The 14680-nt window shown below is 65.7% G+C and carries 15 protein-coding genes; 5 read left to right on the top strand and 10 right to left on the bottom strand.

Features of this window, described 5'->3' with window-relative positions:
* The first annotated feature begins 72 nt into the window (after positions 1 to 72).
* Together KDC96_RS03960 and KDC96_RS03955 are read left to right on the top strand one after the other, a co-directional pair.
* Positions 73 to 1014, top strand: a complete 942-nt coding sequence (locus KDC96_RS03960; protein ID WP_212450874.1) for an alpha/beta hydrolase — start codon at positions 73 to 75, stop codon at positions 1012 to 1014.
* Positions 1015 to 1018: 4 nt separating this feature from the next.
* Positions 1019 to 1492 (top strand): RNA pyrophosphohydrolase, encoded by a 474-nt coding sequence (locus KDC96_RS03955; protein WP_212450872.1) that lies wholly within the window; start codon positions 1019 to 1021, stop codon positions 1490 to 1492.
* 10 nt (positions 1493 to 1502) lie between these two features.
* On the opposite strand, the gene KDC96_RS03950 is transcribed toward KDC96_RS03955, so the two are convergent.
* The 5 genes from KDC96_RS03950 to KDC96_RS03930 all read right to left on the bottom strand — a co-directional run bounded on the left by KDC96_RS03950 (position 1503) and on the right by KDC96_RS03930 (position 7026).
* Positions 1503 to 1997, bottom strand: a complete 495-nt coding sequence (locus KDC96_RS03950) for a lipopolysaccharide assembly protein LapB (protein WP_249171913.1) — start codon at positions 1995 to 1997, stop codon at positions 1503 to 1505.
* 62 nt (positions 1998 to 2059) lie between these two features.
* On the bottom strand, positions 2060 to 3247 hold the full coding sequence (locus tag KDC96_RS03945) for an RsmB/NOP family class I SAM-dependent RNA methyltransferase (protein WP_212450868.1): 1188 nt from the start codon (positions 3245 to 3247) through the stop codon (positions 2060 to 2062).
* Positions 3248 to 3250: 3 nt separating this feature from the next.
* Positions 3251 to 4705, bottom strand: a complete 1455-nt coding sequence (gene guaB / locus KDC96_RS03940; RefSeq protein ID WP_212450866.1) for an IMP dehydrogenase — start codon at positions 4703 to 4705, stop codon at positions 3251 to 3253.
* Between the two features lie 87 nt (positions 4706 to 4792).
* Complete coding sequence (locus tag KDC96_RS03935) at positions 4793 to 6274, bottom strand: M20/M25/M40 family metallo-hydrolase (protein ID WP_212450864.1); 1482 nt, start codon at positions 6272 to 6274, stop codon at positions 4793 to 4795.
* A complete protein-coding gene (locus KDC96_RS03930; protein ID WP_212450862.1) occupies positions 6271 to 7026 on the bottom strand; it encodes a 3-hydroxybutyrate dehydrogenase in 756 nt (251 codons plus the stop codon). Before KDC96_RS03930 ends, KDC96_RS03935 begins: the two co-directional genes overlap by 4 nt.
* Before the next feature lie 115 nt (positions 7027 to 7141).
* Between KDC96_RS03930 and KDC96_RS03925 the strand changes: the two genes are divergently transcribed.
* Together KDC96_RS03925 and KDC96_RS03920 are read left to right on the top strand one after the other, a co-directional pair.
* Positions 7142 to 8002: a neutral zinc metallopeptidase gene (locus KDC96_RS03925; RefSeq protein WP_212450861.1), complete on the top strand. Its 861-nt coding sequence runs from the start codon at positions 7142 to 7144 to the stop codon at positions 8000 to 8002.
* A complete protein-coding gene (locus KDC96_RS03920) occupies positions 7980 to 8486 on the top strand; it encodes a hypothetical protein (protein WP_249171912.1) in 507 nt (168 codons plus the stop codon). The genes KDC96_RS03925 and KDC96_RS03920 overlap by 23 nt, the downstream gene beginning before the upstream one ends.
* A gap of 66 nt (positions 8487 to 8552) precedes the next feature.
* On the opposite strand, the gene creD is transcribed toward KDC96_RS03920, so the two are convergent.
* From creD to KDC96_RS03905, 3 genes are all read right to left on the bottom strand, one after another.
* Positions 8553 to 9953: a cell envelope integrity protein CreD gene (creD, locus tag KDC96_RS03915; protein WP_249171911.1), complete on the bottom strand. Its 1401-nt coding sequence runs from the start codon at positions 9951 to 9953 to the stop codon at positions 8553 to 8555.
* A 152-nt stretch (positions 9954 to 10105) separates the two neighbouring features.
* On the bottom strand, positions 10106 to 11743 hold the full coding sequence (locus KDC96_RS03910; RefSeq protein WP_212450857.1) for a M56 family metallopeptidase: 1638 nt from the start codon (positions 11741 to 11743) through the stop codon (positions 10106 to 10108).
* Positions 11740 to 12144 carry a BlaI/MecI/CopY family transcriptional regulator gene (locus KDC96_RS03905; protein WP_256439035.1) on the bottom strand — a complete coding sequence of 135 codons (405 nt, stop codon included), beginning with the start codon at positions 12142 to 12144 and terminating at the stop codon, positions 11740 to 11742. Before KDC96_RS03905 ends, KDC96_RS03910 begins: the two co-directional genes overlap by 4 nt.
* 123 nt (positions 12145 to 12267) lie before the next feature.
* Here KDC96_RS03905 and KDC96_RS03900 point away from each other — a divergent pair, with 123 nt between their 5' ends.
* Positions 12268 to 12921, top strand: a complete 654-nt coding sequence (locus tag KDC96_RS03900; protein WP_249171910.1) for a peptidylprolyl isomerase — start codon at positions 12268 to 12270, stop codon at positions 12919 to 12921.
* A 2-nt stretch (positions 12922 to 12923) separates the two neighbouring features.
* Here KDC96_RS03900 and KDC96_RS03895 read toward each other — a convergent pair whose 3' ends face one another.
* Together KDC96_RS03895 and KDC96_RS03890 are read right to left on the bottom strand one after the other, a co-directional pair.
* The gene (locus KDC96_RS03895; RefSeq protein ID WP_212450852.1) at positions 12924 to 13640 is read right to left on the bottom strand and encodes a hypothetical protein; all 717 of its coding nucleotides are present in this window, start codon (positions 13638 to 13640) and stop codon (positions 12924 to 12926) included.
* Between the two features lie 10 nt (positions 13641 to 13650).
* Entirely contained in the window at positions 13651 to 14637 is a 987-nt protein-coding gene (locus KDC96_RS03890) for a C13 family peptidase (protein WP_212450850.1), read from the bottom strand.
* Positions 14638 to 14680: the final 43 nt, after the last annotated feature.

Here is a 14680-nt window from a genome sequence, read left to right as displayed (position 1 = left end):
ACGTTCCTTGTTTTCTGGCGCTTAGCGATGGTGCATAGGTCCGTCAAAACGCGACACAGGAAACACCACCGAATGAGCGACACGCCGTTTATCCGCCCGGACATGAAGGCTTTTCTCGATGCGCTGGCGGCGATGGAAGGTCCGGCGATCGCCGACATGACGCTGGAAGAAGCGCGTGCCAGCTATGTCGCCTTGCACGGGATAGCCGACCGACCGGCGCGCGAACTGGCGGTGATCCGCGATCTCGCGTGTCCCGGACCGGCGGGCGACATTCCGCTGCGGCTCTACGATGCCCGCGAAACCCGCGATCCGGCGCCCGTGATCGTGTTCTACCACGGCGGCGGGTTCGTGATCGGTGACCTCGAAACGCATCACAATCTGTGCACCGAGATCGCCGCGCTGATGGACCTGCCGCTGGTCGCGGTCGATTACCGCCGGGCGCCCGAAGCGCCCTTCCCCGCCGCGATCGAGGATTGCGAGGCGGCGACGCGCTGGATTGCCTCCTCGCCCGTCGAACTGGGCCGCGAGGCGACCGGGATCGTCACCATCGGCGATAGCGCGGGCGGGAATGCGACCATCGTGGTCGGGCAGCAACTGGCCGCCGATCCCGCCGCCGTGCCGGTCGTGCTGCAGGTCCCGATCTTCCCGCTCGCCAGCGACGCCTTCGGCTCATCCAGCCTCGAGGAATTCGCCGAAGGCTACGTCTTGTCCAAGGCGGCGGTGGAGTTCTTCGATGCCGCCTATGCGCCCGACCGCAGCGATCCGCGGGCGATGCCGATCCTCGGCGATCATTCGACGGCCCCGCCAACCGTTCTCGTCACCGCCGGTCTCGATCCGATCCGCGATTCGGGGCGCGATTATGCCAAGGCGCTGGCGGACGCGGGATGCAGCTTCAGCTTCATGGAAATCGAGGGCGTCACCCACTCCTTCACCAACCTGCGCGGCGCGGTTCCGAGTACGCAGGCCGATCTCGAGCGGGTCATCGCCGCGATGAAATGCACACTGGGAGCCTGACCGGATGAACGACCTCCCCTACCGTCCCTGCGCCGGGTTCATGCTGGTCAATTCGGATCGGCGCGTCTTTGTCGGTCAGCGGATAGACCCGAGAACGCATGGATTCTGGCAGATGCCGCAGGGCGGGATCGATCCCGGCGAGGAGGTGCGCGACGCAGCTTTGCGCGAACTGGCGGAAGAAACCGGCATCGCCGAAGCTCTGGTCGAAGTGATCGCGAAAACACCGGCTCCGCTGCATTACGACCTGCCGCCCGACCTGCTCGGCGTGGCGTGGAAAGGGAAGTATCGCGGCCAGGAGCAGCACTGGTTTCTCGGCCGGTTCCTCGGCAGCGATGCCGATATCGACCTCGAAGCGCACGACCCGCCGGAATTCAATGCCTACCGATGGGTCGATCCGCTGGCGCTGCCCGACCTGATCGTGCCGTTCAAACGCGATGTCTACCGCGCGCTCGTCGACGAATTTCTCGATCTGATCTGAGCGCGGGCGCTCAGTTGCTCGCCGGAGTCGTTTCCGGGGTATCCGCCGCAAGACGCGCAGGCGGGCCTGCCGCGATCGTAGTCTGCAACGCCAGTGTTTCGGGGCAGTTCGAACCGCACAGGCTCTGGAGCCGGGCGAGGTTGCGCTTGGCCTTTTCCAGCGCGCCTTTTTCGACCAGCGCCGCGCCTTCGCCCGAAATCGCGGCAAAATTGCCCGGATCGCGGTCCAGCGCTTCGCGGTAGTAGCGGATCGCCTTGCCCTGCAACCCGTCTTGCCGTGCGGCTTCGGCCAGTTCGAGGAAGATCGGCGTGTAGCCCGGATCGACAGCCAGCGCCGCTTCGTAAGCGTCGATCGCCGCCTGCGTGTCGCCAGCCTTGAGCGCAGCCTGTCCCTGCACGATCAGCGCGGCGGCGCGCGGATCGGGTTCGCTGTCCTGTGCGATCGTCACGCTGGCCGTGGTTGCCAGCAACAGCGACAGGGCGGCGGCAGCGGGCGCGAAACGCATGATAAGCTCCTTGGTGTCAGCAAGCCGGGGCAGAGAAGGCTTAGCCATAGCCTGTATGGCTATCACGATGAACGCAGGATGGCGATAAAAAAGCCGTCCGTACCGTCGTGGAACGGATCGAGCCGCATTCCTGCGCCGTGCGGCCTGCCGAGCGGCAAATCGCCGGTTTCAGATTGCCATCCCGCGTTGCGCGCGAGAAATGCGGCAACCCGGTCTGCGCCTTCCTGATCGAGGAGCGAGCAGGTGACGTATCCGATCCGTCCGCCCAGGCGGACCAGGCGGCTCGCGATATCCAGCAGTCGGTCCTGCAAGGCGGCAAACCGATCGAGCCGATCGGGTGTCAGCCGCCATTTCGCCTCGGGCTTGCGCCGCCAGGTCCCGGTCCCGGAACACGGGGCATCGACCAGCACGAGATCGGCCTTGCCGTGCCATTCGGCGAGCGCTTCGAGCTCCTGGCCGGGATTCAGCAGCACCGTGCTGGCGATCTGCGCGCCTGCCCGCAGGGCTCTGGGAGCGAGATTGCCGAGCCGCCGCGCATCCGTATCGGCGGCAACCAGTGTGGCGGCGTTCCCCGAACGCGCGGCGAGCGCGAGGGTCTTGCCACCCGCCCCGGCGCACAGGTCGATCACAAGATCGCTCTCCCGAACCGGCATCGCCTCGCAGGCGATCTGGCTGCCGAGGTCCTGCACCTCGATCAGCCCGTCGCGCCATGCCGGCCATTGTTCGACCTGCGTGCCCGAATCGAACCGCAGCGCCTGCGGCGCGGCGAGCGGCTCGCCCTGCTCGGGCAGATCGATGGTCGCGCGGTCGGCCTTGAGCGCATTGACCCGGATGTCGAGCGGGGCGCGCTCCATCAGCGCCTCAAGCGCGTCGCCCACGATCCCGGACGCGGCGAAACGTTCGACAAGCCAGCCCGGCGCGATACCGGGTTCGGCGAGCACTTCTCCCGATGCGAGCGGCGCAGGCCCATAATTCGAACCATCGAAAAGCTGGAGAATGTGCTCGGTCTCCGGCGCTGCCGCACCGAGCGCGCCCATCGCGGCCCGTCCGCTTTCCGGCACCGGGCCACAGACGCGAATGGCGGAATAGACCAGTTCGCGCACCGCGCGCCGATCCTTGCTGCCAGCATAGCGATTGTTGCGCGCCCACTCGGCGATCAAGCGATCAGCCGGGGCACCTTCGTGCTTTGCGGCATCGATGATCGCATCGAGCAACTCGATCGCGGCCTGCACCCGCGCGGCCGGCGTCATGACCTAGCGTGTCGGATAATTGGGTGCCTCGCGGGTGATAGCCACGTCATGAACGTGGCTTTCGGACAGGCCGGCATTGGTGATCCGCACGAATTGCGCGCGCTCCTGCAGATCGGGGATGGTGGCCGAACCGGTGTAGCCCATCGCCGCCTTCACCCCGCCAACCAGCTGGTGAACCACGTCGGCTGCTGCACCCTTGAACGGCACCTGGCCCTCGATCCCTTCGGGAACCAGCTTGAGCGCCGAAACATCCTGCTGGAAATAACGATCGGCGCTGCCGCGCGCCATCGCGCCGACGCTGCCCATGCCGCGATAGGCTTTGTAGGTGCGCCCCTGATAGAGGAATACCTCGCCCGGGCTCTCCGCGGTTCCGGCCAGCATCGATCCGACCATCACGCACGAAGCGCCCGCAGCAAGCGCCTTGGCCACGTCGCCGCTGGTGCGCAGTCCGCCATCGGCGATCACCGGAATGTTCGACTTTGCAGCCTCCGCCGCGCTTTCCATCACGGCGGTCAGCTGCGGCACGCCGACCCCGGCGACGACCCGCGTGGTGCAGATCGAGCCCGGCCCGATCCCGACCTTGACCGCATCCGCCCCGGCATCGATCAGCGCGCGGGTCGCTTCGGCAGTGGCGACATTGCCGGCGATGACCTGCACCGAATTGGACAGGCTCTTGGCCCGCTCGACCGCTCTCGCCACATCCATATTGTGACCGTGAGCGGTGTCGATGATCACGACATCGACCTCCGCCTCGACCAGCGCCTCGGTCCGCTCGAATCCCTTGTCGCCCACCGTTGTCGCCGCCGCAACGCGCAGCCGTCCGGCTTCGTCCTTGGTCGCCTTCGGGTAGGTCACCGCCTTTTCGATGTCCTTGACGGTAATCAGCCCGATGCATTTGTAATCGTCATCGACCACTAGCAGCTTTTCGATCCGGCGCTGGTGAAGCAGGCGGCGCGCCTCTTCCTGCGAAGTGCCGAGCGGTACGGTCGCGAGGTCCTTGGTGGTCATCAGCTCGCGCACCGGCTGTCGCGGATTGTCGGCGAAGCGGACGTCGCGATTGGTCAGGATGCCGACCAGCTTGCCGTCGCCATCGGTCACCGGGATTCCGCTGATCCGGTGCTGCGCCATCAGCGCTTCGGCATCGCCCAGAACCGCATCCGGGCGGATGGTGATCGGATTGACCACCATCCCGCTTTCGAAGCGCTTGACCGTGCGGACCGCGGCGCATTGCTCCTCGATATCGAGATTGCGGTGCAACACGCCGATCCCGCCCAGCTGCGCCATCACGATCGCCATGTCGGCTTCGGTCACGGTGTCCATGGCAGCCGACAGGATCGGAATGTTCAGCGCGATCGCCCGGGTCAGCCGCGTCGAGGTATCCGCCATCGACGGCAGGACGTTGCTTTCGGCCGGACGCAGCAGCACGTCGTCGAATGTAAGGCCGAGAGGGATGTCCATATGCGCCACTTTCATGTCTTCAGCGGGGAGAATCGTGGCGGCCCATGTAATCGCGCTTTCGCCCCAGCGCTAGGGGATCGAGGGAGGCTATCCGCCGCCGCCGGGAAAGGTCTTGGTATCGGCGATCCGGCGGACCAGCGCCTCGTGGAGCAACAGATCGTCGATCGCCCCGCCCAGTTCGATCGCTCCGATCTCGTCGCTGGGTCGATGATAGTCGCGTTCGAGAAACGGGCCGAGCACGATTTCCGAACCGAATGCAGTCGACAGCATTACGGCGGGCACCCCCTGTTCGAGGAGCGCCCAGCCATCCTGCCGCTGCACGAAGGTTTCCGCGAATTCGCGATTGCCGAGGCTGCGTTTGCCTTCGGCCATTGTCTGCAGGATCACCTCATCAAGCGGCGTGCGCCCTTCCCCCACGAAGCCGACCGGACTGCCGGCGGGGGCGAGCGCGACCGTATCGAAGTTGAACGCCGCCACGATACTGTCGAGCGGCACCGGAGGGTCGGCAATGAACGCGCGGGCGCCGAGCAGGCCCGCTTCCTCGGCGCTGGTCGCGAGCACATAGATGTCGCGATCGTGCGGCCCGCCTGCCGCGAGCCTGCGGGCCAGTTCGAGCATGACAGCGATCCCGCTGGCGTTGTCGACGGCCCCGTTGCACAGCCGGTCCTGAGCCGCAGCCTCGCCGCATTCGCCGAGATGGTCCCAGTGCGCCAGCAACAGCACCGCGCCGGATTGCGGCACCTGGCCGCGATGCAACCCGAGCACATTGTAGCTGGTGAACTCGCGGCGCACCGATGTCGCTTCGATGGTGGATGCCAACGCGATCGGTTGCGGCGTGAATTCCTCGGTTTCGGCCAGCTGCAGCAATTCGTTCCAGACCTCCGGCTTCAGCGCCTGCGCCATTGCGGCGCGCGTCACGAAGGCGCTGAGCCTCGGTTCCTCTTCGCTGGCGAGCAGGAAGCGCTCGCTGCCGAATGCCTGGCGCGTGCTGGCGATCGCCTCGGCATTGTCGACGACAGTGATGATGGCTGCCGGGTTCTTGTCGAACAGGTTGCGGCGCCGGGCCGGACTCGACCCCGGTTCCCCGAGCATCACGACGACCTTGCCGGTGATAAGCTCGTCCGGCGCTTCGTAACCGAGCCGCCCGACGAACACCATGTCGGCCGCTTCGACGAGCGCCCTGCGGCTCGAGGTAAAGGCTGCCGAGGTCTCCGCGGTCAGATCGAATTCGCGACGCCCGCGGCGCAGGACAATGCGGCTCGTGGCCGGTTCGGAGCTGACCAGTTCGACCGCAGCGCGCCACGGACTGCCTGGATCGTTGGTTCCCGAAACAAGGCCCGCGGCCTGCATTTCCTGAGTGATGTAGGCGACCGTCCGTTCTTCGCCGAGCGTCCCGGGTCGGCGTCCGCCAAACTCGTCGCTCGCCAGAACGGCGATGTCGCGCATCAGGCGCGTTTCTATCGCCGCACGCTCCGAGACCGGCACGGAGCCGAGCGGACCGCGCGCGCATCCCGCAAGCGCCAGCAGCGCCGCAATCGCCAGTGCCGTATGCGCCCCCAGTCGGGTCATTCGGCCGTCCAGCCCCCGTCGATGCTCCAGTTGGCCCCCGTCACGTTGCCAGCTTCCTTGCGGCACAGGAACACCGCCAGCGCGCCGACTTCCTCGGGCTGGACGAATTTCTTGGTTGGCTGCTTGGCGAGCAGCACATCGTTGATCACCTGCTCGCGGGTGAGCCCGCGCGCCGCCATCGTATCGGGGATCTGTCCTTCGATCAGCGGGGTCCAGACATAGCCGGGCGAAATGCAATTCGCCGTTACTCCGGTCTGCGCCAGTTCGAGCGCGATCGTCTTGGTGAACCCGGCAATGGCATGCTTGCTGGCGTTGTAGGCGCTCTTGAACGGCGACGCGGTCAGCGAATGCGCGCTCGCGGTGTTGATGATCCGGCCCCAGCCCGCTTTCTTCATCGCCGGAATCGCAAACCGCGTGGTGTGAAACGCCGCCGTCAGATTAAGCGCGATGATCGCATCCCATTTTTCGGGCGGGAAATCCTCGACCGGCGCAACGTGCTGCATCCCGGCATTGTTGACGAGGATATCGACCGGGCCGATTTCGCGCATCATCGCTTCGATTTCCTGCGGGTCGAGCAGGTTTGCGCCGTGAAACTGCGCCTCCAGTTCGCCGACCAGCTTCGTGATCTCGGCCGGGTTGCCGAGGCCGTTCAACACGATTTCAACACCTTCCTCGTGAAGTGCGCGCGCAATCGCCAAGCCGATCCCCGAGGTCGATCCGGTGACCAATGCACGCTTTCCCTTGAGGAACATCGCCAACTCCTTCAGGTTTCCCTACACCAACGCTTTCGCCGCGCGATCGCTCCCTGTCCAGCAAATAGCTTTCGGACAACCAGGTGTACGTGCGGAAACAGAGGAGGAAACGCGGGTGCGGCTAAACCGGTTCGATACATCGAAGATCAAGGTCCAGGGCGGACGCGGCGGCGTGCGCCGGGCCGGCGGAATCGGCTGCGGCACGATCGTGATCGCGCTGATCGCGGCACTGGTATTCGGGGTCGACCCGATGCAGACGATCGGCATGATCGAGGGGTCTCAGCCCCAAACCCAGACCCAGTCGCAGCCCGGCGGCCTGACCGAAGAGCAGGTCTGCACCAGCGGGCCCTACGCCACCGAGGCGTGCAACGCGCTTACCAGCCTCAACGAAACCTGGTCCCCGGTGTTTGCGCGGGCCAACGTGCGTTTCGAAGACCCGACCTTGCGGCTGTATCCCTCCGGGCCGGTGAATACCAACGGCTGCGGCAGCGCATCGTCCGCCGCAGGGCCGTTTTACTGCCCGGCCGACAATACGATCTATATCGACACCGCATTCTATGACACGATGGCGCGGCAGATGGGAGCGGGCGGAGACTTTGCCCGGTATTACGTGCTCGCGCATGAGTACGGGCATCATATCCAGAACCTGACCGGGATCGCAGGGCAGGTGCGCAGCATCCAGCAACGCAACCCCTCGCGCGCCAATGACTTGCAGGTGCGCATGGAACTGCAGGCGGATTGCTATGCCGGCGTGTGGGCCGGGAAAAACGCCCGCCTGATCGAACCGGGCGACATGCAGGAGGGTTTGCGGGCCGCAAGCGCGATCGGCGACGATACGTTGCAGCGTCGCGCGGGCCAGCGGATCAACCCCGAGAACTTTACTCACGGAACCAGCCAGCAGCGCGCGGAAGCGCTGCGGCGCGGATTGGAGAGTGCCGATGGATCGTCATGCGATGTGTATTTCGAGGCTGGCTAGACCGCTGGCGTTAGCCGGGGCGCTCGCCACCGCGCAGCCCTCGCTGGCGCAGGTTCAGCAGGAAGAGCCCGATGCGATGGACGTGGCGCGCACGCCGCTCACCGATCTCAATATCGTCGGCGAGGACATTCCCGAGGTCCTGGTCTCCGCTGCGCAGGGCCCCTACGTCTCGGAGGGGCTGGTCACCTGCAACGATATCGTGGTGCAGATCGCCGCGATCGATCAGGCGCTCGGCCCGGATTACGATCTGGTCGGCGAGAGCGATACCGGGCTGAGCGAAGGCAAGATCGCACAGGGGCTGGTCGGATCGCTGATCCCGTTCCGCGGCATCGTGCGCGAAGTCTCGGGTGCCGCCGGGGACGAACGCAAGCTGCGCGCCGCCGCGACCGCCGGGATGGTTCGTCGCGGTTATCTCAAGGGCCTGGGGCAGGAGCGCGGATGCCAGTATCCGGCGCGACCGAAACCCGCACCCCCGAGCGAATAGTGCACGGCAAGAGGCCGGGACGGTCCACCGACCGCCCCGGCCTTTTCCAGTAACCGGTCGCCCGCGTCAGACGGGAACCGATCCGCCGTCCCGCAACCGATCGGGGTCGCCCGCCCCGTCACCCAGGCTGACCTTCGACCATTCGATGTTGCGGGTCGCATACATCACGCCGGCAAGTGCAAAGAACAGCATCAGCGATCCGATCACCAGCGACCAGGCTTCGAGGTTGAGCAGGACGTAAAGCACTGCATAGAGCCCGACCAGCAATCCGCCGATGATCCGCGCCCGCTTCCAGCTCGCGAGCACGGCCGCGCTGTAACTGGTCAACAGGCCGATAATGGCGCCGCTCGCGACGATATAGGCCAGCGCAAACCCGATCATCTCCGCGAACGCCAGCAGCATGACGAAGAACAGGATCAGCCCCGCCCCGGTCAGCAGGTATTCTGCCGAGGCGACCCGCGCACCCGCGACGATATCGAACATGAAGAAGGCGAGAAACGTGAACCCGATGAACAGAAACCCGTATTTGAGCGAGCGTTCCACCCGCTTGTAGAGATCGACCGGCTCCATCAGGCGGATCGTCGCGATTTCGCCTTCGGTTTCAGCCGCTTCGTCGTAGTAACGGAGATCGGCCGGGTCCCCATAGGCCACCGGCAGCACTGGCGGCGCGGTGCTGACGAGCGACTGGCCGAGCGCAAGGTTCGAGATCGACCAGCTGGCGTTGAACCCGTCGGGGCCGATTTCACGATCGTTGTCGCCGGGCAGGAAACCGCCCGAAAAGCTCGGATGCGGCCAGCTGGATCGCACGGTGAAATTGCTCTCCTCACCGCGAGGGATCATGCTGAACGCGCTGCTGCCGCGCAGCGCATAGGCGAAATCGAGCACCACATCGCCGCCTTCGCTCCAATCGAGAAAGGCGTGCACGCCGGTGCCCGACTGGCTGTTGCCGAGACCCGGCCGCAGCGCGAGTTGCTCGCCGCCGAGTGCGATGCGCGCATCGGTCTGCAGCCCGCGCGGGTCGGAAATCTGCAACTGCACCGATGCTTCGTCGAGCAGCAACCGGTCCCGCTCGATGCCGAGCCGGTCGAGATCGTCGGGCATTGCGAACCGCGCCGATCCGCTGATTGCGGCGTCGTAGACGACCGATTGATGGATGAGCGCCCGTGAGCGCACCTCCGGGTCGATTTCTGTTTCCAGCGACTGTTCGCTGGGCGAAATGTAGAGCAGCTCCCGGCTTTCGATCCGGCGGGTGACGGCGCGACCGTCCACTTCCTCATTGCTCACGCGGGTTACGGTGTAGGGTACGACCAGCACCGGGCCGGAGACCACCTGGGGCCCGGCCCATCCCGCAGTGATGGAATCCTGGGCAATGCGGGCCTGGTGCTGGCGGTCGCTGACCAGCCAATAGACCATCGCGAGCGGAATGATCAGCAGTGCTCCGACCAATCCGACGAGTAACAGTTTCATTCCGGGGCTTCGCTCACCTGACATCGTTCGTCCTCCTATCGATACGATGAAACGTGCTTTGTGAGCGACGAAATGAATTCCTTATGAACCTCCATACGACGACGGCGAGCGCGTTTCCGCGCCCGCCGTATGACCTTGCAAGCGGAGCGCCGTCAGGAAACGGACCGCCATTCGGCCTGCTGGCTTTCCCATTCCTTGATCTGGCGATCCAGGGTTTCGAGCACGTCCCTGCGCATCTGCCGGGTCATTTCGCGGTCCTTTGCGATGGCCTTGCGCGCCTCCTTGAGGCCGTTGAGCGCTTGCGCCATCACGCGGGTCTGGCAGAGGAATACCGTCCGGTTCTGTCCCTCGGTGATCTCGACGTGAGTCGCTTCATCGCCATTACCGCGGCACTCCATCCTGACAACGGTGCGCCCGGATTGGCCAGACTGCGAATACGCCTCGGCCATGGCTTCATCGACGATTTTCGGCACGTCCCTGATCGCACGATCGGCTTCGGCGAGCCCGGCACGAAGGTCTTCCATCATCGCTTCGCGTTCCTTCTTGCTCAGCTTGTCTCCCCGGCTGACGATCTCGATCTTCTCGACGCGCTTCTTCGTCACCTGACCATCCGCTCCCGCATCGGTCTCCCACGTTTCAGTGACGGTGCCTTCGTCGTCGCGAACGGCATCGCCCTCGTCGCTCGCGTCGACCGTCACGATCGTTTCGACCAGCACGGGTTCGGGCGGCGCCGGCGGTGCCGGAGGCGCAGGGGGAGCGATGCTCACATCGGGCGCGGCTGGCGGTGCGGGCGGCACGGGAGCCTGGCTTTCGGCGTAGCTGATCGACGCGGTGAGCGGCAGCGCCAGCACCGCCGCGCCCAGCAGCACGCGCCCGGCCATGCGGCGGCGGGGGGAATGGTCGGACATGGTCAAGCTCCTCAGACGGTGGATGATCGATTTCTCGCCCAGCACGGGGCAGGCCATCGGCGCGGCGAGAGCGACGTTGGGACCGGCGGCAAAGCTGGCGATAAGACTGGCATAGGCGGCGCGTTCATCCGCAGGCTTGCTTGCCATGACCCGCGCGTCGCACGCGGCCTCCTGATCGCGGCGCAGCGCCAGCCAACCGTATCGACCGAGCGGGTTCCACCAGTGGATCGCAAACAGCGGCTGCACCGCGACATTGATCAGAAGATCGCGCCCGCGATGGTGCGCCAGTTCGTGCGCCAGCGCGAGGTCGCGCGCCCTGCGATCGGGCCGGGCCATGAAACCGGTCGGGAGTGCGATCACCTTGTCGACGACTCCGAAAGCAAGCGGGGCCTGCGTGCCCGGAGTTTCGACCAGTCGCACCCGTCCCGCCCGGCCCACTTCGCGCGCCTGTTCGAGCAACTCGCCGCGCAGCCGGAAGTATGCGGAAAACCGCAGGTAGAGAAAAACTGCGGCGCCGGTGAGCCACACCACCAGCCCCGCGTCGAACCACGGAGCGGCATCGAACAGGGTCTGGGGGGTAATCGGCATGGCTGCACCGGTCGCCGCATCCATCGATCCCGCAGCAGCCTCTGTCGTCGCAACTGGAGTGGCAGGGTCGTGGATCTGGAAAATCGTGGCGGTCGATCCCGCTTCGAGGCCAGGCTGCGGAGCAAGCCAGGCCGGCAATTGGATCGGGGGCAGGATCAGGCGCAGGACCGGCAGCGCCCAGAGCGCATAGGCGGCTTGCGGACCGAACCACCGCGAGACTGGACGGCGGAGCAGCAGCACCACCCCGATCAGGACGGCGGTCCATGCCAACGTGTCGAGGAGCCACTCGGTCATTGCTTGAGCTCCTTCAGCAGCGCCGCGATCTCGGCCAGGTCGTCATCGCTCAAGGCTTCGGTTTCGGCGAGGTGCGCGACCAGCGAAGCGGCCTTGCCACCGAACAGGCGATCGACCAGGCGGCGCGATTCCCCGCCGACGTAATCGGCGCGGGCAATCAGCGGACTGTAGAGAAACCGGCGCCCGTCGGGCCGGGTGGCGATCGCCCGTTTCTGGACGAGACGCGACAGCAGGGTCTTGACCGTCGCGAGGCTCCAGTCGCGCTGCTGGCAGACCGCATCGCAGACTTCGGTGGCCGAAAGCGTTCCGCGATCCCACAGCACTTCCATGACGGCGTGCTCGGCCTCGCTGATCCGGTCGGGCTGGTTGCGTTCGGGATCGGAGTAGTTCGGACTGGTCAAGAGAACCTCCCACCTCTCTGATTACGTCTGTAGTCATATCGACTACGTCTGTAAACATTAAGCCCGGATGAATGGATCGCCGCAGCGCTTGCGCTTCGACGAACGCCCGATATGCTCCGGCGAATGACTCCGATCGCTGCCATTCTCGCGCCGCTCACGCTGGTTGCCGCGCAGGCCGGGCCTGAAGGCTCCGCGCCTGCCGACTCAACCGAGCCGGTCCCCCACGAAACCGTCGACGTGGTGCTCGAAACCGATCGCGGCGCGATTACCGTTGCGCTCGAGACCGAACGCGCACCGATCACCGCCGCGAACTTCCTGCGCTATGTCGACGAAGGGCGGCTCGACGGGACGGTGTTCTACCGCGCGATGACGCTCGACTGGGAGCCGCACCCCAACGGGCTGATCCAGGGCGGAACGCAATGGGACCCCGAGCGCGTGCTGCCCGGCATCGCCCACGAGCCGACCAATGTCACCGGTCTGAGCCACACGCGCGGCGCGCTCTCGATGGCAATGGGCGAACCGGGAACCGCCAATGGTGATTTCTCGATCATGGTGCAGGACCAGACCGGGCTCGACGCGCAGCCCGATTCCGACGATCCGGTGTGGAAGCACGGCTATGCAGTGTTCGGCTACGTGATCGACGGCATGGAAGTGGTCGAGGCGATCCACACCTCGCCGGTCGATCCCGACAAGGGCGAAGGCTGGATGAAAGGGCAGATGCTGGCCCAACCGGTCACGATCATCGAGGCAAGGCGCGCCGGCGAACCGGGCGAATAGCGCTATCGCAGCGATACCATGTTGACCAGCAACCGCGTGAAATTGAGGCCCATGAGCTTCTTGTACTCGAAGGTCTTGGTGAACCAGAACAACGCAAACCCCAGTGTCGCCACCGCTTCGGCGCGGTAGATCCAGTCCGAGCATTGTACCCCGCTGGACTGGTGGATCGCGAAGGCCGTGGCGGGGCCGAGAATCATGACCAGCCCTGCCAGATTGTAGGCATGCCGGATCCGGGTGCGCAGCGAGGGCTCCTCGATATGTTCGAGCCGGTTCTTGGCGAAGAAGATCGCGACCACCGCAAGGCAGGCGAAAAACATCAGCGCGAACGCACCGTGCCAGTTGAACGCCGGATCGGTGCATGTCTCCGGTGCCACCGGCACAAACACGACCAGCAGCAGGAAGATCCCTGCGGCAGACAGCAGCGCGTTTTCGATCCTGGACAAGCCCTGGAAGAAGAACAGGAACACTCCCGTCGCGCTGAGCATGCCGACGAAGACATCGCCGGCGACCGGGTCGTGGTAGAAATGGCTGATCGTGGGGCTCGGTTCGGCCGCGATCAGCGGCAGGACGATCGGCGTCAGCAACGCGACCACCCCCAGGCCGAAGCACGACACCAGAAATGCCGAGCTGGCGCGCAGGAGAAACTGGCGTTTCGAGCGCAACCGCCGGTGCACCGCCGCCCTGTCGCAGGCGGCCGCTTCTGCCCGGTCCTGTTTCATCGCAACTCGCCTACTCGGCGGCCGGGCGACCGACCGGCTCGGTGGCGCTGGTCGGCATCCGCGCTTCAAGGGCGGCGAGCCACTGTTCCACGTTGTCGCCGATGACGGTCTGCGGCAGCGAGGCGAGCAGCCCGCGCTCGGCCTCCCATCCGGCCACGAAGCGGTGCGCCGACCTCGAGGCATCGGACAGGCCCTGCGGCTGGCGCAGCGCGCGGTTGATCAGCGCGTCGCCGAAAAACGTCCAGTCGTTCTCCGCTTCGCAGCCGAACGAGGTGCGGTTGCCCGCCGCCGCCGTCAGGATGGCGGTATCGGCGCTGGCCAGCGCCGGAATGAAGACGCCCGAGTAACACGCGCTGAGGATGAGCAGGCGTCGCTCGATGCCGAGCTCCTCGAGCACCGCGCCGAACCGTTCCGGGCTGAGAATGCCGTAACCGGTGTCCCCGTAGTGATAGGCGAGCCCGAGATCGAGCCCATGGCTGGTGGTGTAGACCACCAGCACATCTTCCTCCCGGTCCATCAGCGCGGCGATTGTCGCCAGGCTGATTATCAGCGCGTCGATCGAACCGTGCGGCAATTCGTTGCGGTGCCCGTCCGGCCCGGCGAGCGTCAGCGTGCGCCCCGCCCCGTCATAGCGGCGCGCCAGCACCCGTCCCGCCTCGCGCGCTTCACGGGCAAAGACCGGATCGCTGTCGAGTGCGATGGTGAGGACATAGGCATCGACCGTGCCGGGCCGCTGCGGCTGGAGCTTGGCAAGCGCGGTATCGAGCCGCTCGCGCTGTTCGAGAATCTGCGCTGCACTGAGCCCGCGCTGCATCTGCGGCCCGAGCGCAAAACTCGCCAGCGCTTCTTCGTAGCTCTCTCCGGTTCCAAGGTTTGGAAACGGCAGCGTATGCGGCGGCGGCTGATTGGGATTGGCCGCCGGCACCGCATCCTCGGCAGGGATCGGCGAGGCGAGAAAAGCCGCCATGCCGAAAGCGAGGAGTGCGCGCGTGACCATCCGCAGAAGCTGCCCTCGACCCGATTTCAGGTCAAGGGCAAGG

Origin of the sequence: Erythrobacter sp. JK5 (assembly GCF_018205975.1) — a bacterium.
Taxonomy (GTDB): Bacteria; Pseudomonadota; Alphaproteobacteria; order Sphingomonadales; family Sphingomonadaceae; genus Erythrobacter.
The sequence above is the reverse complement of the archived record's forward strand: the minus strand, read 5'-3'. Positions and strand labels throughout refer to the sequence as shown.

Coding starts and splice junctions, on each gene's coding strand:
- KDC96_RS03960 (WP_212450874.1), top strand. CDS start 73: ATGAGCGACACGCCGTTTATCCGCCCGGACATGAAGGCTTTTCTCGAT.
- KDC96_RS03955 (WP_212450872.1), top strand. CDS start 1,019: ATGAACGACCTCCCCTACCGTCCCTGCGCCGGGTTCATGCTGGTCAAT.
- KDC96_RS03950 (WP_249171913.1), bottom strand. CDS start 1,997: ATGCGTTTCGCGCCCGCTGCCGCCGCCCTGTCGCTGTTGCTGGCAACC.
- KDC96_RS03945 (WP_212450868.1), bottom strand. CDS start 3,247: ATGACGCCGGCCGCGCGGGTGCAGGCCGCGATCGAGTTGCTCGATGCG.
- guaB (WP_212450866.1), bottom strand. CDS start 4,705: ATGGACATCCCTCTCGGCCTTACATTCGACGACGTGCTGCTGCGTCCG.
- KDC96_RS03935 (WP_212450864.1), bottom strand. CDS start 6,274: ATGACCCGACTGGGGGCGCATACGGCACTGGCGATTGCGGCGCTGCTG.
- KDC96_RS03930 (WP_212450862.1), bottom strand. CDS start 7,026: ATGTTCCTCAAGGGAAAGCGTGCATTGGTCACCGGATCGACCTCGGGG.
- KDC96_RS03920 (WP_249171912.1), top strand. CDS start 7,980: ATGTGTATTTCGAGGCTGGCTAGACCGCTGGCGTTAGCCGGGGCGCTC.
- creD (WP_249171911.1), bottom strand. CDS start 9,953: ATGAAACTGTTACTCGTCGGATTGGTCGGAGCACTGCTGATCATTCCG.
- KDC96_RS03910 (WP_212450857.1), bottom strand. CDS start 11,743: ATGACCGAGTGGCTCCTCGACACGTTGGCATGGACCGCCGTCCTGATC.
- KDC96_RS03900 (WP_249171910.1), top strand. CDS start 12,268: ATGACTCCGATCGCTGCCATTCTCGCGCCGCTCACGCTGGTTGCCGCG.
- KDC96_RS03895 (WP_212450852.1), bottom strand. CDS start 13,640: ATGAAACAGGACCGGGCAGAAGCGGCCGCCTGCGACAGGGCGGCGGTG.
- KDC96_RS03890 (WP_212450850.1), bottom strand. CDS start 14,637: ATGGTCACGCGCGCACTCCTCGCTTTCGGCATGGCGGCTTTTCTCGCC.